18 protein-coding genes and 1 pseudogene are annotated in these 18,660 nt (G+C 66.6%); 7 read left to right on the top strand and 12 right to left on the bottom strand.

What is annotated here, in order from left to right; all coding sequences use genetic code 11:
* Window positions 1–67: 67 nt before the first annotated feature.
* The 3 genes from OG906_RS40040 (at window position 68) to OG906_RS40030 (ending at window position 1,274) form a co-directional block, all read left to right on the top strand.
* Window positions 68–331: a hypothetical protein gene (locus OG906_RS40040; protein WP_329449149.1), complete on the top strand. Its 264-nt coding sequence runs from the start codon at window positions 68–70 to the stop codon at window positions 329–331.
* Entirely contained in the window at window positions 328–693 is a 366-nt protein-coding gene (locus OG906_RS40035) for a hypothetical protein (protein ID WP_329449148.1), read from the top strand. The genes OG906_RS40040 and OG906_RS40035 overlap by 4 nt, the downstream gene beginning before the upstream one ends.
* 398 nt (window positions 694–1,091) lie before the next feature.
* Window positions 1,092–1,274: a hypothetical protein gene (locus OG906_RS40030; protein WP_329449147.1), complete on the top strand. Its 183-nt coding sequence runs from the start codon at window positions 1,092–1,094 to the stop codon at window positions 1,272–1,274.
* Window positions 1,275–1,387: 113 nt separating this feature from the next.
* Here the strand turns inward: OG906_RS40030 and OG906_RS40025 are convergent, their stop codons facing one another.
* Complete coding sequence (locus OG906_RS40025; protein WP_329443938.1) at window positions 1,388–2,119, bottom strand: hypothetical protein; 732 nt, start codon at window positions 2,117–2,119, stop codon at window positions 1,388–1,390.
* Between the two features lie 211 nt (window positions 2,120–2,330).
* Here OG906_RS40025 and OG906_RS40020 point away from each other — a divergent pair, with 211 nt between their 5' ends.
* Entirely contained in the window at window positions 2,331–3,929 is a 1,599-nt protein-coding gene (locus OG906_RS40020) for an IS1634 family transposase (RefSeq protein WP_329443935.1), read from the top strand.
* An 875-nt stretch (window positions 3,930–4,804) separates the two neighbouring features.
* On the opposite strand, the gene OG906_RS40015 is transcribed toward OG906_RS40020, so the two are convergent.
* From OG906_RS40015 to OG906_RS39995, 5 genes are all read right to left on the bottom strand, one after another.
* Window positions 4,805–5,227 carry a hypothetical protein gene (locus OG906_RS40015; RefSeq protein ID WP_266976321.1) on the bottom strand — a complete coding sequence of 141 codons (423 nt, stop codon included), beginning with the start codon at window positions 5,225–5,227 and terminating at the stop codon, window positions 4,805–4,807.
* 46 nt (window positions 5,228–5,273) lie between these two features.
* Window positions 5,274–5,987: a hypothetical protein gene (locus OG906_RS40010; protein WP_266976319.1), complete on the bottom strand. Its 714-nt coding sequence runs from the start codon at window positions 5,985–5,987 to the stop codon at window positions 5,274–5,276.
* 1,055 nt (window positions 5,988–7,042) lie between these two features.
* On the bottom strand, window positions 7,043–7,987 hold the full coding sequence (locus OG906_RS40005) for a replication-relaxation family protein (protein WP_266976317.1): 945 nt from the start codon (window positions 7,985–7,987) through the stop codon (window positions 7,043–7,045).
* Between the two features lie 13 nt (window positions 7,988–8,000).
* Window positions 8,001–10,175, bottom strand: coding sequence for an ATP/GTP-binding protein (locus tag OG906_RS40000; RefSeq protein WP_329449146.1), 2,175 nt, complete (start codon window positions 10,173–10,175; stop codon window positions 8,001–8,003).
* The gene (locus OG906_RS39995) at window positions 10,172–10,825 is read right to left on the bottom strand and encodes a hypothetical protein (protein WP_329449145.1); all 654 of its coding nucleotides are present in this window, start codon (window positions 10,823–10,825) and stop codon (window positions 10,172–10,174) included. Before OG906_RS39995 ends, OG906_RS40000 begins: the two co-directional genes overlap by 4 nt.
* Window positions 10,826–10,966: 141 nt before the next feature.
* Here OG906_RS39995 and OG906_RS39990 point away from each other — a divergent pair, with 141 nt between their 5' ends.
* Window positions 10,967–11,833: an IS5 family transposase gene (locus tag OG906_RS39990; protein WP_329449144.1), complete on the top strand. Its 867-nt coding sequence runs from the start codon at window positions 10,967–10,969 to the stop codon at window positions 11,831–11,833.
* Window positions 11,834–11,857: 24 nt separating this feature from the next.
* On the opposite strand, the gene OG906_RS39985 is transcribed toward OG906_RS39990, so the two are convergent.
* Together OG906_RS39985 and OG906_RS39980 are read right to left on the bottom strand one after the other, a co-directional pair.
* Window positions 11,858–12,139: a hypothetical protein gene (locus OG906_RS39985; protein ID WP_329449143.1), complete on the bottom strand. Its 282-nt coding sequence runs from the start codon at window positions 12,137–12,139 to the stop codon at window positions 11,858–11,860.
* A gap of 200 nt (window positions 12,140–12,339) precedes the next feature.
* Entirely contained in the window at window positions 12,340–13,215 is an 876-nt protein-coding gene (locus tag OG906_RS39980; protein WP_329449142.1) for a hypothetical protein, read from the bottom strand.
* Window positions 13,216–13,528: 313 nt separating this feature from the next.
* Between OG906_RS39980 and OG906_RS39975 the strand changes: the two genes are divergently transcribed.
* Window positions 13,529–14,116: a hypothetical protein gene (locus OG906_RS39975; protein ID WP_329449141.1), complete on the top strand. Its 588-nt coding sequence runs from the start codon at window positions 13,529–13,531 to the stop codon at window positions 14,114–14,116.
* A gap of 125 nt (window positions 14,117–14,241) precedes the next feature.
* On the opposite strand, the pseudogene OG906_RS39970 reads toward OG906_RS39975, so the two are convergent.
* The 3 genes and pseudogenes from OG906_RS39970 to OG906_RS39960 all read right to left on the bottom strand — a co-directional run bounded on the left by OG906_RS39970 (window position 14,242) and on the right by OG906_RS39960 (window position 16,989).
* Window positions 14,242–14,903 (bottom strand): annotated as a pseudogene (locus OG906_RS39970) (hypothetical protein).
* Window positions 14,904–15,099: 196 nt separating this feature from the next.
* Window positions 15,100–15,528, bottom strand: coding sequence for a hypothetical protein (locus OG906_RS39965; RefSeq protein ID WP_329449140.1), 429 nt, complete (start codon window positions 15,526–15,528; stop codon window positions 15,100–15,102).
* A 204-nt stretch (window positions 15,529–15,732) separates the two neighbouring features.
* The gene (locus tag OG906_RS39960; protein ID WP_329449139.1) at window positions 15,733–16,989 is read right to left on the bottom strand and encodes an IS256 family transposase; all 1,257 of its coding nucleotides are present in this window, start codon (window positions 16,987–16,989) and stop codon (window positions 15,733–15,735) included.
* A 248-nt stretch (window positions 16,990–17,237) separates the two neighbouring features.
* On the opposite strand from OG906_RS39960, the gene OG906_RS39955 reads away from it, so the two are divergent.
* Entirely contained in the window at window positions 17,238–17,636 is a 399-nt protein-coding gene (locus tag OG906_RS39955) for a hypothetical protein (protein ID WP_329449138.1), read from the top strand.
* 228 nt (window positions 17,637–17,864) lie between these two features.
* Here the strand turns inward: OG906_RS39955 and OG906_RS39950 are convergent, their stop codons facing one another.
* Window positions 17,865–18,644, bottom strand: a complete 780-nt coding sequence (locus OG906_RS39950) for a hypothetical protein (RefSeq protein ID WP_329449137.1) — start codon at window positions 18,642–18,644, stop codon at window positions 17,865–17,867.
* Window positions 18,645–18,660 lie beyond the last annotated feature (16 nt).

Genomic DNA, 18,660 nt, shown 5'->3' with positions numbered 1-18,660 from the left:
CGTGGGGATACTTCGAATGTAGCAGTCTGCTAGCGGCCGGTATCGCCTGCTAGCTTTCCTGGTGGGTATGGCGAAACAGACGAACATCCGGCTGGACGAGGACATCAAGGCGGCTGCAGAGGCCCGGGCCCAGGGCCGGGGTTTGAGCCTGCAGGGATATGTGGCCGATCTGATCGAGCAGGACGTGAACCAGTGCCGCGCGGCCTTCATGGCCGGCGCCTCGGCGTTCCTGGCTGCGTACACGGACGAATTCGAGGCGGAGCTCGGTGAGGACCGGTACCCCGGCCTCCCGGACGGGCTGCCCCAGTCCGCGCCGAGGGACGCCGCGTGAATCTAAAGATCGACCTCGCCTGGATCCTGGCAGTGGCCCAGCAGATCCCAGGCGACCCCCTGGTAGTCGATTACGGGGTGCCGGTGGCCGCAGAGGCACGCCACCGTGTGGAGGTCCTGGACCAAGAGGTCTACCCCGAGCCCCATCACAAGGCCGCGGCACTGCTGTGTGAGCTGGCCAGGAGCCCCAGCCTGGAAGTACGCAACCTGCTGTTCGCCGCCGCGGTGACCGTGGCCTACTTGTCGGCGTGCAGCCTCCCGGTCGTCCCCGACCTGGACACCGTTCTGCCTCTGGCCCGCGAAGCCCGGGACGGGCTGCCGGTGCGGGAAGTAGCCGCTCGCATCAAGACCTGGACGAGCTGAACTACCCGTCGTCCCGGCCAAGCCTGACCGGACCCGCCGCACGGCTCCCTACCTGGGCTACCGGCATCCCTCAGACTGCTGGCACACCTCTTCGTGGATCCGGAGTCCTGAGCACTGCACCAGGATGATGGGCCGCCAGACATGCCTGCCACGGGCAACGAGAAGGAGCCGGTATTGATCACCATGGACGTTCAGCGCTGCGGCAGCTCGGTCGTGGTCAGCGCCAGCGGGAGACTCACAGAGGACTCCGACGGTGCGCTCCAGCAGGCACTCGACGACGTCACTGCCGGTGCACGGGACCGCATGCTCGACCTGCACGGTGTGGTGTTCATGGACTCCGGCGGCCTGCTCAACCTTCTGGACCTGCACCGGCGCGCGGAGTGCCTGGGCTGCGTGTCGTGGCAGTCGGCTGGCAGTCCCAGCCGCAGCAGCTCATGGCAGAGGTCGCGGGTATCCGCGGGGCGGGCTCGGCCACCGGGGAGCGGTACGCGGTGGCGGGCTTCCGCCGCCTGCTTCAGGAACGGGTACAACGCGCACGGGACGTCGCGGACTTCGGACCCGAGCGAGTGGGCCACTTCTAGACCTGGATTTCGCACGTGCCGATGTGCTTTCGACGTCTGGCCTGTGGACGGCCTGAACCGGCCGGTCTGTCGTCCGTCGGGGTGATCGTCGGCCGGTCACGCATCCCGGGTGGCTACCGGCGTGATCGGAACAGTCTGCGCCGTGGCTGCTCGGGGAAGGCGAGGGCGGAGTGGAAGCCGTCGTCGCCGACGGTGCGTCGCAACGTTCGCACGATCGCCCCGGGATCGTCGTAGGGGCCGTTGATGTAGAAGGGCTTGCCGTCACGGCCGAAGCGAATCGGGCAGGGACCAGCGGGCTCGCCGAGCACAGCGGCGGCGGCCTCGAAGTCCGTCTGGGGAGCGAACCCGAGTTCGTGAGCGTAGACGGCAGCGCCGAACACCAGGGCACGGACAAGCTCGGCGGGAACCTGCACGTGCCTCTCGTAGGCGCTGAAGTAGGCCTGCCGGTACGCGGCCAGCCGACTCTGGGTCATCGCTTCCGGAGGCAGCGCGTTCTTCACCCCCAGGCACCATACATCCAGCAGAAACCCGGCGACCTGCGCCTTCGTGGAGCGTGTGCTGTCCGCGGCGACGAGCACGGTGACAAGGCCCTGTCCCTCCTCGGCGTCGGAAGCTCCGGAGTCCAAGCCGGTCCACTGCGGCGCGCCCTCAAGATCCACACTGCGGCTCCAGCCGGCGTTCACCCAGCAACGCGGCTCGCCGCGACCTGGCGCCGTGACCTGCACGGCAGTGTTGAGCACTCCGACGACATCCGCGAGACCCACCCCCAGGGTCCTGGCGATCGCCTTCGCTGACCGACCCTGCTGGTCAAGGTTTTGCACCTGTGCTACAAGCCGTTCATCCACAGCCCCCACCCTACGGCCGCCGCCAGGGTCGCAGGGCCAAAATGCCGGCAGCTCGACCACCCGGGCGATCCCGCGGAAAGGACGCAACTCGAATGTGCCGGTAGTCGCGTAATGACCGGTGGCTCTCGGGTTCTCTCCTGGTATGAGCAACTCATCCGGTGTGCCTCGTCGTTCGGCTCTGCGTCCGAGGACAGAGGTGGCGGTGTCGCGTGTGGTGGAGAAGCGTCTGGGTGCGCTTCCGGTAGTCGCGGGTTTCCTGCGCCGGCTGGATGTGGCGGGGACGGTCGATCGGGCTTGCCCGATTGGGGAGAGAGCCCTGTCCACCCATGGCCAGATCGTCGAGGCGCTGATCGCCAACCGGCTGACCAGCCCTCTTCCACTGCAGCACGTGGCCCACTGGGCGCGGGACTGGGCAGTGGAAGAGGTGCTCGGGCTGTCCGCGGACATCCTCAACGACGATCGGCTCGCCCGCGCGCTGGATGCGATCGCCCCGAACCTGGAGGGCATCGTGGGATCGGTCGGGGCCCGGGCCATCGATGTGTTCGGCCTCGATGTCGCGCGCATGCACTGGGACATGACCTCAATGTCCCTGCACGGCGCCTACGAGGAGAACGAAGATGACTATCCCACCCCGGCCTACGGCCACCCCAAGGACCGGCGCACGGACCTGAAACAGATCCAGGCCGGACTCGCTGTCACCGGGGACGGCGGCGTGCCGGTCTTCCACCGCGCCTACGACGGCGGGGCGGCAGAGGTCTCCCAGGTCACCACCGCCATGACGAACCTGTCCGCGATGGCCGGCGAACGAAACTTCCTGCTGGTCGGAGACTCCAAGCTGATCTCCTGGAACAACGTCGGCGCGATGACCGACGCGGGGGTGGGCTTCATCGCCCCACTGGCCGCAGCCCGTGTCCCAGCCGGCCTGTTCGCCTCCCTCGATCAGAACACCGCCCGCCCTGTGGAGTACGCCGCCCAGCGCGATGCCAACAAACCCGCAGATCAGCGATGTTCCTACCGGGTCCTGGAGGACACCATGGAGCTGACCGGGCCCCGCAAGCGCGACCGGGCCCACCGCCTGCGCCGGATCCTGGTGCACTCCAGCGCCAACGCGACGGCCGCCGCGAACGCGCGTGCCCTGAAACTGAAACGCACCGCCGAGGAACTGGACAAGCTGACCCGGACCGCAGGCTCCCGGTACTACCCCGACGGCGACGCGGTCACCCGAAAGATCACCCAAATCATCAGCAAACGGAAGGTCACCGCCTACCTCCGCACCGAGGTCACCATCGGCCCCGACACCGCGAAACCCACCCTGGCCTGGTTCTTCGACCAGCAGGCCATTGACGCGGAAGCCGCCACCGACGGCTGGTACGCACTGCTGAGCAATCTCGACCCCAAGGAAGCCGACGCCGCCGAGGTCCTCATCCGCTACAAGGGCCAGCCCACCGTCGAGCGCCGCTACAGCGACTTCAAGGGCCCCCTCGCGGTAACCCCGATGTTCCTGCACCACAACCGGCGCATCGCCGCACTGATCACCGTGATCTGCCTGGCCCTGCTGATCTTCTGCCTGATCGAACGGGAAGTGAGGCGAGCCCTCCTCCCTGCCACCGGCCTCATCGGCTTCTACGCCTTCGACAACCGGACCGTGAAACCCACCGGACGCCTGATCCTCCACGCACTCAGCCGCATCCGCTACCAGCCCGGACACAACGGGTCACCGCCCAAGATCCTCATCCCCGACCAGATCCAGGTCCACCTGCTCGAACTACTCAAGATCGATCCAAGCCAACCTCGCTGGACGACGGAGTGATTCCACACGTGCGAAATCCAGGGCTAGAGGCCCGTCCGGACTGTCGACTCAGATCAGATCGTGCCATGGGTATCGCTGCCTCCCCGTAGTACAGAAAGCGGTCGACTGTCGCAGGCGCATTGGCGCTGCCGCCGACGGCGCAAAAACCTCAACCGTCACGATCGACCGGACTGTTCCCATACGTTACGCAGAGATGGCCAACATCGAAAGCCGATAGTGCAGTTCAGGGCCGTGCGCGAGGACAAACCACCACGTTCTCGCACCTTGGCGTGACTACCTCGGACCTGAGTCCGATGGGTGCCGCCGATCCAAGCCGAGCAGCGTCTGTCTGACGCCGCTGATGACCCCGGGCATGTATTGATCTGCCCTTACGATTTACGCCAAAGGGTTGGCTCGAACTGCAATCAGAATGACTGAAACTCTACGCAACCTACCGAGGTTCCTCTGGTTGTGAGCGCCCTGCCTCCGCATTGGTACGGGCCATTCCTAGAAGGACAGGAGTACGCACCACGTCATTCATTGATGCCGCTATCGCGCGCCGGCCAATGCGGCACGATGTGGCCGCTGCCGAAGCAATCGATCATTGAGGTCCCTCCCAGGCCCTGGCGCCAACCCGAGTCCGGGACCACACCCCGGCGTACGGGTGAGGGGCACCTCCGCCGGACTTCGGTCTCAGCCAGGTTGGTCGTTGGAGCGCAGCAGCCGACCCGGCGACAGACGAATGCGTGATCGGGCTGTTCCTCAGCTCCAGGCGCGGTCGGGTCCTGGGGCGTGCTGTACGGGATCGCAGCATCGACGTATGCTGGTACCAATCTGCAGTTCAGGCAGAAGAAGGCCCTCACCACAAGGTGAGGGCCTTCTTCCATTGGCGCTGGCTAGGCAACGCTGCGGAGCTTGGGGGTCCCCTGCGAGGGGGGCACCGTCTGATACTCAGGCAGCTTGAGGGGCAAGAGCCTGCCCGCGCGCATGTCCTCCAGGGCTTGCGCAAAAGCCTCGTCCATGGCTTCTGCGCTCTCGTATCGCCCGGCGAGCGGGTGCAGGCTGTAGCTGTTGGCGCGTCGGCTGCGCTCACTGGGTGTACGCAGCACCACGTTCAGCTCGAACAGCGGATCAAGAAGCTTGCTCACGGCAGCCGGGCTGACTTTGTACTCGGCCGACATCGCCTGCTGCGAGGGCAAGTTGCCCGTGCCCATCTCACTGCGGAAGACGAGGTAGGACAGGAACTTCACCGCGGCCGCCCCGATCGGAAGCGCCCAGATGCGTTCAGTCACGAGTGGGGACATCACAGGCTTGGGCATCAGGTGGGATCTCCTTGGTCGTGTCGTCGCGGTATACAGGCGCCCGTCACCCTGTCGCTCCTCTGGCGGGCGATTCCTCGAAGTCAAGCATCTGCTGGCCCGGCAGGTTCTTCGGGCCGACCTTGTGGGGGAAGTCTGTGGTCTCATCCCCGTGGTCGGAGGCGATCTCCTCCAGAACGGTCTTCTGCTCGCCGCTGTTGCCGGAGAACCAGAGCGTCACGTTCAGTCGGATGCGACCGTAGCCGGCACTCTCCAACCAGCCCCACTCGATGAGCGTCTTGACGGCCTTGTTGACGGTCGGACGCGTGATCCTCTTCGCGCCGGGCATGTCGGTCAGCAACTCATTGAGGCCATCGGTGATCTGTTGCTGCGTGTACGAGGCGATGCCGGTGCCCTTCTTCTGTCCGCCGGCGACGAACAGGAAGACCGCGGCTCGGGATCGAGAGAGGACTCCGGCCACAAGCAGCTTGGCCATCCACTGGGCGAACCAATTGGAGGTGATGCTGTAGCCGATCTCGCCGGCCATGGTGTGGATGCTGCGAGGGTCGGTGTCGCTGTAGTCGATGTGGATCTGGACCTTGGGTCCTCCACGGGTCGCCCTGCGCCCGGTGGGTGCGGGGGCGACGTTCTGTGTGTGCCCGATGTGGCCGGCCAGCAGGCTGACGATGTCGTCAAGGACGCCGTCGCCGTTCTTGGGCCCCTCGGCGGGTGGGGTGTGGTTGGGCCGGCGCTGTGCTCGCGCCGGCGGTTCAGGCGTCACTGAGCCCTCCTCTGCTGTTCAGGCAGAGGGGAGCCTATCCCAAAAGTTTCCGTCAGCTTAAGTTTTGACGGCGCGTCGCCTGCGCAAGTTGCGGGCCGCGCCTGTGGAGTGGTGCCGAGACTTTCCAGCAGGGAAAGTTTCGGCGCCTCTCCGAAGCCAGAACTTTCCGGCAGGTTAAGTCTTGCGGGCCTTCCTTGACGGCGTTTACGCGAGGAGCCAACGATCCGCACCGGAACTTTCCTTCAGTGAAAGTTTCGGCGTGGTTCGGACCCGAAACTTGCTGTCAAGTTAAGTTTCGTGAGTTGCCGCGACACACATGCTCGATCTGAGTGGTCTCTCCGCAACCATCACCAGGCGGTTTCGAGGGCGCGTGCACCGCTCTGACCTGGGCGTTCCACACGGGCCGCATCTGGGCTGGTTGCTTTCCCTCAGGTTAAGTTTCGAAGGCAAGTGTCACCGCTGGGTTAACAGATTCGACCCCCAAGTGTGTCCGCCAGGAACGTCAGATCACGAGAAGCTGCAGGTCAGCGAGGTGCAGATTCGGCGCTCTCTTTACTTAGAGGCAGCAACCAGCAGGCCAGTCGTCACTTCACAGCTCGCGGTGACAGCCCTCGTGACGGTGCGGCAGGCGTCCGCTCCCCCACCAGGTCCTCCGGGCCGGATCACTGACTACAACATTGCTGCCCCTCAGCCCCGTTCGAACCTGCACCACCGAATGCGCGCCCCTGTGGCGAGTTCCTTGAACGACTACGATCAGGGGCCACCTGCACCACCTCAGACCCCAGCCACGCCACCAAAGGAACGACACGCTCATCAGCCACATGGTTCGCTCTCGTTCTCACCGTCCCGCAGGTCCACAGCTCCGCGTGGGCCCGACACGCCCCCTAGGGCGGGGCGGGAACATGCCGAGCCGGGGGTTCGGGGGCTGCCCCCGAAGACACCAGCCAGCGAACTTCCAGTGGACAAGTTGATGCTCAAGCCACGGAGCGCTCGCACCCTGGTCCGCACTTGAGACACGGCTGCGACCCCGATCCCTCGTTTCTGTACCCGCAGGACTAGGCAGCGCGTGCAAGAGGACCTGAGATCCATGCGTCAACAGGTTCAGTAACCCCTCCCAGTACCGGGGTGAAGACTTTCTCGAACGGACCGTGGGTCCGCAGTTGCTCAAGGGTGGTCACACCGGCCCGGAGCGGGGTGGACGAGAGTGCGGGATCGCTGGCAGCGAGGCTCCGCAGATCAGCGATGCGGCGGGCAAGACGCTCTTCGGAGGCACCGGTCAGTACGAGCAAGAGCCGAGGGAACGCCGGGTATCGGTAGCGCCAGGCCGGCATCCCGGCCTGGCGCCGGGGCCCGCGGTTGCTCTTGCCCGTCTGAGGCTGGGGCGCGTACTCGTGGTAGGCGGCGTACGCGTGCAGTTTCTGGGCGAGGCGGGCGATCGTCATCTGGGTGCGGTCGATCTCGACGAAGAACGTGAGCAGGGTGCGCTGTTTGCCAGCGGTGTGGACGTAGCTGAGGACGGCGTCGGGGATGAGGCAGAGCTCCTCTCCCGGCCGGGAGTCGTCGCGGTAGTAGTGGGCGACCTCGGGTGACCAGTCCAGGGGACCGCATTCGTGGCCGAGGCGGCGCGCGTGTTCTACGAAGGCGGCTCCGGTCTCGACGACGGCAAGGGTGTGCTCCTGGAGGGGGCCCAGTGCTGCCTCGGGGCTCATCCGGTAGGCGCGGGGCTGGAGCAGGCCGACGGCTTCGACGGCTTGGGCTCCCTTCTCGGTGAGCCACCACAGGAGTTCGGTCTGGCCGGTGCTGCGCCGGCCTACAGCCTCGGCGAAGCCGGCTTCGCGGAGGGTGTGGAGTTGGCGGCGCAGGTACTCGGTGCGGGTGTGATGCGGGGTGACGAGCCGGTGGAGTTGGCGGGTGGAGACCAGGCGGTGTGCGTAGAGGACCTGAGCAGCCTGCTGGGCGACCTGGCCAAGCCCGGTGGGGGTGGACTGCGGGTAGGGCATGAGTATTTCCGTTCTAGTCGGTGACACTGGTGGGGTCGCCGGAGCTGGGGCCGCCGAGGCGTCGGCCGGTGTGGTGGGTGAGGACGACGGCGTCGAGCTCCTCCAGGTCGGCGAGGATGTCGCCGAGCGGGCGGCGGTTGAGGTTGCTGTCGATCGCCTGGTCGAGGACGGGGACGCCGGCCGGGTTGTCGTAGTGCGCGAAGATCTCGTCGACGGGCAGGCCGCGAACCCGGAAAGGCGTGGTCCGGGCGCCGTGCAGGTTCACGGACATCACGTAGTGGTACTTCGGGAGTTCGGTGATCGTCTCCGCACTGACGTGCCCGTTCCAGCGCTTCGCGACGAACGCGGCCTCGTCGTAGTCCGCGGCGCAGGTGCTCAACCAGCTCTGGTTCTGTAGCAGGGCCTGGCGGGTGATGGCGGAAAGACGCAGTGCCATCTGCGTCATGCCGATGAAGCGCACCTCGTACTTCCGCAGCTGCTCGGCGATGGCGGCGAGGAAGCCCTTACTGCTGCTGTCGAGCGCGGTGAGCTCATCGCCCCAGGCCCAGAAGGTGTTGCGCTGCTCGCGCGGCGTGTCCTGTCGGGAGAGGCCGGCTCGGTGCAGGTCGTGGATGAGCAGGCAGCTGACGAGGGCGTCGCTCTCGCTGCCGGACGGGCAGACGAAGACGATCTTGCCGGTGTCCATGGCGTGCCGGACGTCGTACGCGGAGCGCGGGCTGCCGAAGAAGCCCTGAAGGCTTTGGCTGGTGTCGAGGCGGTCGATCGCGTAGGTGACGGTCGGCACCGCGTCCGGGCCGAGCTTGGGGAAGGTCGTCTCCCAGTACGCGCGGACACGGGCCGGGAGTTTGGGCAGGAGCTGCTCGCGCCAGTCCTCGTCGGTGAGCCAGGTACGCAACTGGAAGAGCGTGCACTGCGCCTCCGGCTTCTTGGCCTGGACGGCCTTGAGGTTGAGCAGGGCCAGGGCCTGGGAAGCGCGGGCCAGGATGGTCCGGGCGCGGGGTGCGTTGTCGCCCCAGTCCTGCGCCGCGGCGATGCCCTCGGTGACCGAGCGGACGATGTCCTGGACGTCGGAGAGGTTGCGGCCCTCCATCGACAGAGGGTTCCACGAGACAACCGCCTGATCCGGGTCGGCCTTGGCCAAGTTGATTTCCCAGAGCCGGCCCATGATTTCCGGGTGCGCGAGGTACGGCTTCGCCCTCATCCAGCCCTCGCCGTGCGGGTCGAGGAACCACGTGCCGTAACCGGAGTGCGCCATCGCGATGCACTGCACGAGGGCTTCCTCCGTTTTGCCGTGGCCGGCCTTGCCGAGCTGGAGGCCGAAGAGGAGGTCCTCGACCCGGGCGGCCGCGATCCGTTCGCGGCCGTCCGGGTAGACCACGGCGCCCAGCGGGACCAGGTCGCGCTGCCCGGTGTAGACGGGAAGGTCGGCCGGGGCCGGCGGGACCAAGCCACCGGTCCTGACCACGCTGGACGCGGTGCACTTCACCGTCGGCGGCTTCAGCCAGCCGGCCAACTCGGGCACCGTCAGCCACTGCCGGCGACGCGGCGCGAACTCCCCGCTCGCGAACCGGCGCTCGAACCGGCCAATCGCCCACCGTCGGGGCCGGTGGGCCTTGAGGTAGTTCTCCCCCGACGTCATCGACAGCGCGGCCATCAACTGGTGCATCCGCGCCAGTGCCAGCTGCGGGTGAGCGGCCTCGGTACGCAACAGGATCTGCACGGCGAACACCGCGCCCGCGGCGGGTTCGAGCTTGCCGACACCGTCGCGCAGGTCGGCCTGCCGAGGAATCCGCTCGGAGCGGGTGGAAGCGCCGGCGCCACCGGACCAGGCGGAAGTCATCGAGCCCCAGAAGCCTCCTCCACCGAGGCCGCCGGTCAGACGCTCGCCGTACGCGGACGGGCCCCGGCGGGCGGCCCGTGCCATCAGGCGGCGCCTGCGGCGGGCCAGACGCTGCTCGGAGACCGGGACCAGGTCGAAGACCACCTCGGCCTTCTCCCCGTCCTCGGTGCGCACGGAGGCCATGGCCGCGGCCAGCTGCTGGAGCGGGTCGGGGCTCAGGCCGAGAGAGGCGAGGGCCTTGTGGTCGGGCAGGCCCAGGGCGAGTTCGGCGCGCTGGACGTAGCGGCGCGCGCCCGCCCGGAAGGGGGGTGCCTGCGCCGGCTTGGCGAGGGAGATGCCGGCGGTCACGGCGTTCCTCCCGGGCCATTGAAGTGGACGGGCCGGATGTCGGCTTGGCCGTGCTGGGTGCGGATCTCGACTTCTGCGAATCCGGGCATGTTCAGGATCGCGGCTGCGGCGGCCGGTCCTTCGAGGTAGCAGCGCATCTTGCCATCCACGGCGGTGTACTTCAGGCGCACCGCGGATCCGCGGGCCGGGACACCGTCGGCGGCATAGTGCACGCGCCCGAGCTGGTGGGCCCACCGGCCGACTTCCCCATCTCGGGGGTCGAAGGTGGAGGTCGGGATCGCCTCGACCTGGACCCTGTCGGCGAGCGCTTCCCGGGCGAGCGCCGCGCGACGGATCGTCCACCACACCCAGACCGCCGCCCCGACAACGCCGAGGGCAACGAAGTATGGCGTGGCGGCGCGCAGGACGGACTGGAGCTGGCCGAGGAGCTCGACGACCGGCAGGTCCGGCAGATTCATGTCGGCCGGACCGACGTCGGCCGGGCCGGGGCGATGTGGTGCACGGTTCCTCCAGGATGGTGGGAAGAAGCCCTTCACCTGGAACAAGTAGGAATCGGCGGCCCGATCAGACACGGCACCCGAATGCTTTGCCAGCCCTTTACTGATCGAGTTGCTGTGGCCGGGCTGCAGACGAGCACCGGCCGTTCGCATCGACTGTGACGGCCGCGGTCAGGGCCTGGCGGACTGAGAGACCATTCAAATGTGGTTTGTCTTGTCTGGTAGATGCGTGCTGTTTGGTGGCGTTTTCGGGTTCGTCTGCGGCGGGTGTCCCGGGTGCGGTAGACCGGTGGGGTGAGTGAACCTCGTCGTGCGTATCGCACTGATCTGACCGATGCCCAGTGGGAGTTGATCGAGCCTGTCCTCACGGCCTGGAGGGAGGCTCGCACGGCGGCCGGCTTGAAGATCCGTTCACCGAAGCATTCACTGCGGGAGATCGTGAACACGATCCTGTACGTGAACCGGACCGGGGTCCAGTGGGACCTGCTGCCTCACGATCTCCCGCCCGCGACCTCGGTGTTCTACTACTATTCGCTGTGGATCAAGGACGGTACGACGAAGCGGATCCACGACCTGTTGCGGGCCGAGGTCCGCTCGAGGGCCGGCCGGGCGAGGGAGCCGACGGCCGCGGTGATGGACTCCCAGTCCGTGAAATCCTCCTTCAGCGGCGGCTCGGAAACGGTCGGCACGGACGGCGGGAAGAAGGTGAAGGGCCGCAAACGGCACATCATCGCCGACACCATGGGACTCCTCCTCGCCGTGATCGTCACCGCCGCCAACATCCACGACCGCCACGGCGGGCAGGTCCTCCTCGACGATGTCCACGACGCACACCCCACGGTGGTGAAAACCTGGGCCGACGGCTCCTACGGCGGCCTCAGATCCCGGGGTGTCTGCCTCGACATCAAGCTCGAGATCACCACCAAAGGCCTCGCCACCAGCGGATTCACCCCACTCACGCAGCGATGGAAGTCCGAGCGGACCTTCGGATGGCTCTCCCGCTCCCGCCGCCTCGCACAAGACGTCGAGGCCACCACCCACTCCGCCGAAGCCCAAATCTACTGGACCATGACCGGCATCATGCTCCGCAGAGCCACCGGAAACAGCGCGATCACCACCTACCGAACCACCCCACAAGCGGGCACAACCACCACGATCTGATTCGAATGGTCTCTGAATGGCTCCCTACAGGTTGTTCAAGGCCCGCTCGGCATGCGCGCGCACGCTGTCCCACGCCGCGGGGAAGTCACGGACGGGAAAGCTCAGCCCCAGTGCATGGTGGGCAGCGTCGAGTTCCGGCCCCGGCTTGGGGTGGACGGCAGCGTTTCGTACGACGCGGATCTGGTCCAGGACCTGTACGGCCTGGTGGACCACGCCGCGATCGAGCGCGGGCAACAGCAGCAGGCGCCCGCAGTACGACCACACGTCGTACACCGTCCCGACGCCGACCCAGTCCGGGCCGAGCATGAGTCGATGACCTCAGGAGCTGTGCCATACCTCTATTCGAGATTGGCATCAGAGCGCCGGAATTCCCCCAGCCCCCGAGCCCAGACCGCTGCTCTGCCGAGAATGCCGGAGGCCCCGGTCAACCCTCCTCCGCTTCCGTTCCCGTTCTGCAACGGCAGGTCGGCTCCGCCGCATTGGTTGAGGGGGCTGCCGACACTGGCTTATTGGATCAGGTCGGTATGCGTGTAGCACGTCGAGCAGATGTAGAGCTGCAGGTGGTTCCCGCCGGAGACCTGGATCCCCGGCGGGTTCGACACGTTGTCGGCGTCGAACTCGGCAATGTGCTGGTCCTCGTTCGGGCCCCAGCTTCTTCTGTAGTCGCGGCATTCGTCCGATGCGATGGTCAGCAGCGGGTTCATCGCGGCGCCGCAGTTTATGCAGAACCGGGAGATGGGATCGGTGAGGCCCCAAGGTGCCCATCCACCGACCTTCCAGCCGGGGGCCTCGGACAGCTCGTTCATGTAGAACTCTTGCGGAGCGGCCTCATAGCGATCGTCTATCTCGACTCCGGCCGCCTGCCACAGGCTCCAGTCGCTCAGCTGCTGCTGCAACCCCTCGCCCAACTCCAGAAAGTTGGGGTACTCGGTGACTTGCTCCGGTGCGAGCACGCACGGCTCCGGCGTGTAGCCGTACTGCGCCTCGGTCGGCTTGGGCGGCGAGGCGAGGACGTGGGTGACGTCGGCGGCGGTTCGCCAGAAGAGCTCGGTCGTAGGCTTGTGCTCCGGCGGGTGCTCTGAGGGACACCACAGGACCTGGAGCAGATCGGTCCGTCCGGGCGGCCGCAGCAGGGGCACGTCGCGCGCGTACAGCTGGGCCACTGGCAGAAGGGGGGAAACTGGACCCTCGTGCCACTTGTCGCAGTACAGCCACGGCTGACTGGAGGGCCACAGCAGCGGCCCGCCGACCGAACTGTCGTATGGGGACGGAGAGCCGGGGCGGGGATGCAGCCGGGTCGTCGTGCGGGCCAGCGGGGCCAGCTGAGGGAAGGCCGCGGCCACGTCGAACGGCCGTGGTGAAGTGGTACGGGTGACGTTCACAGCGGTGATATTGCCAGCAGCCTCTGACAATCGGCGTGCGACAAGATCAGCCGCAGCATCGGCTACAACGGTGCAGCCGCACGACATCGCGGGCTCCGACCTGTCCCCCGCAGAGGACAGGTTGGAGCCCGCGGGGTATCTGGCCAGACTGACCAAACGGTGTCCGCGAGGTCCGCAACATCGATCCCCGCCGCCCGTCCACCCCCGCTGATGACCACCCCCGTGGTCGCTCGTCCGTTGAAGTGGTCCAGTGCGAACTGCCCCTGATCGCAGTGCGTCTAACAGATGATGAATACCTACAAGAAGGAGCCACATGCCCACGCCCGGTAACGGAATTTCCATCACCCACGAGTTGGGAACGCACGGTTGGTCGAACGAGGAGACTGCTGCGTACGAAGCCGCGATCGAAGCGGTGAACGGGCTGGTCGGCACGTACACCGCGGTGATCGTCGCCGAAGAGGCCAAGGCTCAGCCCAATCGCGAGGCGATCGATGCCGCTCTGGCCGCGCAGCAGCGCCTCGCTCGCGAACGTGAAGCGTTGCGCTCGACCGACCATCAGCAGATCGCCGAGGCGCGCGCCCGTTACGCCACGCTGGCTCGCGAGGTAAGGGCCGGCCTTGACGCGACGCGCCCCGCACAAGGCGGCTACCGCCCAGAGGCCTTCGAAAACGTGCCGACCGCAACGGTGTACGACATCTTCGCGGAAACAGCCTCCCGTCTCATCGGCCTGCTCATGGCCCGTGGGCAGGCCACCTCGGAGGCAGAGCAGTCACAGCAATGGCGAAGCCAGGCTCTTGCGGTGCGCGCGGCCGCCCGGCGGGTCCCGGCGCACGACCGCGGCGAGCTGCTGAAGCACATTGCGCAGTGGCAGAGCGACATCGCCCGCCTGGAGAGCCAGTGAGCATGGCCCAGCCCAGCGACTACTTCCTCGACGACGACCAGCTCCGACTGGGCTCCCCGACAGGCCGATGACAGTTGAACAGGCGATCTCACCGAGACGTGCAGCAGTCAGACCGATTCTCGGTCCTACCGCGGATAGCCGATTTCGGAGATGTCCCGGGCCAGGTCCGCCAAGGTGATCTCTGCGTTCAGCGACGATACGAGTTTCTGGTCCAGCGGTCGCAGGGCATACACATTGCTCACTGCTGTCAGGTCTACGGGGGCCTCGTAGTAGTCCTCGGCGAAGCGCTGGAACGCTTCCGGAGAACGGTCGATCAGGAGGCTGAACAGTCCGGTCGTCCCATCAGGATCGGCACAGCTCTCGGGAAAGTCGATCGTCCCGTGGCGCCACTGATCGTCGGTCTTCGCCCGCCACAAGCAGGCTGTTGCGACGGGCACGCCGTCCTCGTCGGTGAACGCCGGCTCCTCCACGAAGGACCGAAAGGCCTCAGGAACATCGTCGATCACCCCGGCCAAGGCTCGCCGTCGTTGCCATATGGGCTCATCGGCGCTTCGTGGCTGAAGCCGCGGACATAGACTCCCGCCGCCGAGAACACTATGGAGTACTCGTCTCCTGACCCGTTGCGCATCGAGGCCATCTCCTCGCCTGCAGCCCAACCGGTGTTGAAGGAGTAATACCGGCTTTCCCAGTCCGGGCTCAGGATCGCATCGAGCATCGCAAGCGAGCGGCACAGGTCCCGCAGGTCGGCGATGGTGGGAAACTGGCGGGCTACGTCATAGACAGTCACGGGCTCATCCAACCGGATACCTCTGACATCAGCCCCGCCCCTGCCAGACGTCACGGTCAGTAGCAGGCCCATAGCCGGACGGGCCAACACGCGACAGTTGAATAGGCGAGCCCACCAGTCCCGAGGCCGTCGAGGTCCGTGGGTTCAGGGAAACCGAAGTCTGTTCAGCGGGAACTCCCGGGTCGGTCCGTGTGTATCAGCTGGGCGAATCCGTGGGTTCGGCGGGAACCGTGGGGTGGGCTGCGAGGCGGCGGGCTTCGGCGGTGACCTCGGCATCGACCTGGTCCACGGTTCTATCGCCGTATTCGAGGGTGTCGTACTCGTCGTCGAGTTCAGCCAGGCGCTTGGTCAGGGGCAGCTCATGTCCGTGGCGCTGGTGAATCCGGAAGGTGAACTCCCGAGGCGTGAGCTCTCCGGCGAGCATGCGGCGTGCGAGGGATCGGGCGGCGGCTTCCTGGCCGGCTTCGCTGGCGACCGGATAGAAGGTGAGGCCGAGTTCGTCGAGTGCTTCGGGAAGCAGGTGGTGGACGTCGTAGTCCGCCTCGGCGCGCGTGCAGGCGGCGAGGATTCGAAGGCCGGGGGTGTCGAGTCCGGCGACGAGCGCATCGCAGGCGGCATTCACCACGTCGCTCGCGCGGATTCCCCCATGCTCCAGAGGGCGGCATGGTCCTGGAGAGCGATTGCTGCTGCTTCGGTCGACGTCACACACCCATGATTCCCTTCACGGTGCGTCCGGGTCGAGCAGATTTCATCGAAGGTCCTGTTCGGCGGCCTGTTCCAGGAGGGCTCGTGGAGCAATAGTCAAGAGTTGTGGATCAGCTGAGGTGGTTCATGCCGCGAGGGTCTCGTCTCGTTCGACGAGGTGTCCGTTCTCGAACCGGTTGCCGGCTCGGACGAGGGCGACGAGGTGGGGTGCGGTGACCGCCCGCCACCGCTGCTGGGCGGACTCGACGAGTTTGAAGACCATGGCGAGGGCGGCGGTGGGGCTGCCGGCGCCGCGGGTGACCTTGGTCCGGAGCTTGACCGTGCTGAAGGTCGACTCGATGGGGTTCGTGGTCCTCAGGTGGATCCAGTGCTCGGCGGGGAAGTCGTAGAACGCCAGGAGCTCGTCGACCTCGCCGGTGATCTTCGCCGCGGCCTTGGGCCACTTCACGCCGTATGCCTTCTCGAACGCGGTGACCGCCTTCTCGGCGTGGTTGCGGTCTTCGGCGTTGTAGATCTCCTGGAGCGCCTTCTTCGCGCCGGGCTGCGCGGACTTCGGTAGCGCGTTCATGACATTACGGGTTTTGTGAACCCAGCACCTCTGGTGCCTGGCCTGTGGGAACACCTCGGCCAGGGCCCGCCACAGTCCCCTTGCCCCGTCGCCGGCCACGAGGACCGGGTCGCGCATGCCGCGCCGGCGGCAGTCCCGCAGCAGATCCGCCCAGGACTCGGTGGACTCCCACAATCCCTCGGCGATCGCGATCAGCTCCTTGGTTCCGTCGACGCGGACGCCCATCAGGACCAGCAGGCACGAGTGCGCCTGGGAGAGCCGGATCTTGGGGTGGATGCCGTCGGCCCACACGTAGACGTAGTCGGACCCGGCCAGGTCACGAGCCTGGAAGGCGGCATGCTCAGTCGTCCACTGCTTCATCAGCCGGGTCACGGTGGCCGGCGACAGACCGGCGGTACTGCCCAGGAACTGCTCGAGCGCGGGCACGAAGTCGCCCGAGGACAGGCCGTGGAGGTAGAGCAACGGCAGGACCTCGCTGACCTTCGGGGACTTCCGGCACCACGGCGCGAGGATCTTCGAGGAGAACCGTTCCCGCTCACCCGTTGCGGCATCCACACGCCGGTCGTTGAGCCGCGGCGCCGCCACCTCCACGGGCCCGGCCGCGGTGGTCACCGTCCTGGGCCGGTGGCGGCCGTTGCGAACCACCAGCCGCCGGCCCGCCTCGTCGCACTGGCCTGCGAGTTCGGCCATGTACTGCTCAACCTCCGCCTCCAAGGCTGCCGCGAGCATCCGCCGGGCACCTTCCCGGACGATCTCGTCGATCAGAGAGGTACCACTCTCGGTGGTGCCGTCTTCGTTGACTACGCTGAGCACGGGCGTGCCTTCCCGACCCGCGTTCGTAGCGCGGGCCTATTCGGTGACCTTGAGTCGATCACCCGGGAAGGTACGCCCTCCGCATCTCACGAGGCACCCCACCCCCGGACTGATCCACAGGTTCCGAGCATTGCTCGGGCTCGTGCGGAGTCCGCTCAAAGAGCGTTTCATCCCGTCTGGGGTGTTTGGTAAGTCGCCCAATGCCAGGAGCATTCCGGGCAATCCCGGAGGCGTGTGAGGATCCGTCCATGGAGTGCGATGTGTGTGGACGTGCGATGTGGCGATGGCCGATGCTGCCGAGTCTGTGGGAAGAGGAGATCTGGTCCTGTTCCTGGTGCCACGCGGCGACCCATGTGGGTGGTGAGTGGTTCGAGGTCTTGCGGCCGCCGTATTTGCCCGTGGGGATGCGTTGGGAGCGGGCCGTTGCTGAGGGCCTTTCCTCCGACGTCTCCCATGCTTTCGGTATCTTCGACAGGACGCTGTGCGGAATCCAGGTAGCCGGTATGTCGCCGTCGGACTACTGGTGGCTGCCGGAGCGGGAGAATGCCTGTGGCGGCTGCCAGGATGCGGCGGGTGTCATTGATGACCGCTGGCCGCAGGTGATGAGGGGCGAGGCCGCGCGGGTGAGTGTGGCCCGACGGCTATGAGTCCTGGGCGTTCCTCCACGACGAGGAGGTGATGAAGAACGGGTATGTGGGATGGACGTTCGGCGTTTGAGCTCCTCATCGTTGGGGCCCCGCAGACCGTGAATATCAACCACTACGGCCGCAAAGACGAAGGGGACGAGTAGAGACGTCGCCGGGGAGCGTGGATGAGAGCCTGCTCATCACTCCGGTGCGCGTCCTGTTCGTCGACGGATCCACGGCAACGGACTGTCAGCTCGCTATGCCCATGGCGGTCCGTGCTTTCTGGACGAAGGCCTTAAGGGCAAAGTTGTGGGTGCGGGTCAGTCGCTGCCGCTGCTCGCCCAGCTCTGGATAGCGGCAGTCCAAGATCAGCGCTCCCTTCTCGGCCCATGTGAGTTCGGGAACCTGCTCAAGAGCTTCATCCGCTTCCCTTAAGTACGGCTGGTGCAGGTACCCGTCGTCTGCGGCCACCGAGGCCTCGCGGAGGGCGTCGAGGGCGGCTATCGCCCGGGTGGCCGGCCCGCCGTCGTCAAGGGGGGTCAGGCGCTCCCGTGCCCGCGCGGCCTGAGCGCGCGAGCTGGCCAGACCGGCAAGGTCGGCAACGGTTTCCACAACGTGGAATGCTGCCGCGGACAGTTCGGCCGTCGCGACGAGCTCGATGACACCCAGGGCGTGGATGAAGTCGGTGTGGGTCTGGTCGACCACGGCGCCGACGTCCGCCCGCTCGTACTGCTTGTCGAGGGCGCGGGTGAGCTCGCGAACGGTGCGGAGGAAGCCGGTTATCGCTGCAGTCCGTTGATCGCGGAGAGCCGTGATGTGAGCGGCTTCTGCCGCACGGTCAGCTTGCTCCCGAACCGCTCCCAGCGTTGCGGAGGCGGCGGTCGCGGCGGCCTCCCTGGCCGCTTGTGCCTGAGCGATGCCGGCTTTGGCCTGGATGTATGCGCCCAGGCACGTGCCGAGGAAGGCCGCGACCAGCGGGAGAACGATGAGTAGGAGATCTTTGTGTTCCCTGAGGACTCTGGTGCGCATTTCCCGATGCTGAAGC

It is taken from the genome of Streptomyces sp. NBC_01426, from assembly GCF_036231985.1.
Classification (GTDB): domain Bacteria; phylum Actinomycetota; class Actinomycetes; order Streptomycetales; family Streptomycetaceae; genus Streptomyces.
This window is presented reverse-complemented; position numbering and strand designations above follow the sequence as displayed.

What these genes read in the sequence shown, in the direction of transcription:
- OG906_RS40040 (WP_329449149.1), top strand. Translation starts at nt 68, where the DNA reads ATGGCGAAACAGACGAACATCCGGCTGGACGAGGACATCAAGGCGGCT.
- OG906_RS40015 (WP_266976321.1), bottom strand. Translation starts at nt 5,227, where the DNA reads ATGCCCAAGCCTGTGATGTCCCCACTCGTGACTGAACGCATCTGGGCG.
- OG906_RS40005 (WP_266976317.1), bottom strand. Translation starts at nt 7,987, where the DNA reads ATGCCCTACCCGCAGTCCACCCCCACCGGGCTTGGCCAGGTCGCCCAG.
- OG906_RS39995 (WP_329449145.1), bottom strand. Translation starts at nt 10,825, where the DNA reads ATGCGAACGGCCGGTGCTCGTCTGCAGCCCGGCCACAGCAACTCGATC.
- OG906_RS39985 (WP_329449143.1), bottom strand. Translation starts at nt 12,139, where the DNA reads ATGCTCGGCCCGGACTGGGTCGGCGTCGGGACGGTGTACGACGTGTGG.
- OG906_RS39975 (WP_329449141.1), top strand. Translation starts at nt 13,529, where the DNA reads ATGCCCACGCCCGGTAACGGAATTTCCATCACCCACGAGTTGGGAACG.
- OG906_RS39955 (WP_329449138.1), top strand. Translation starts at nt 17,238, where the DNA reads ATGGAGTGCGATGTGTGTGGACGTGCGATGTGGCGATGGCCGATGCTG.
- OG906_RS39950 (WP_329449137.1), bottom strand. Translation starts at nt 18,644, where the DNA reads ATGCGCACCAGAGTCCTCAGGGAACACAAAGATCTCCTACTCATCGTT.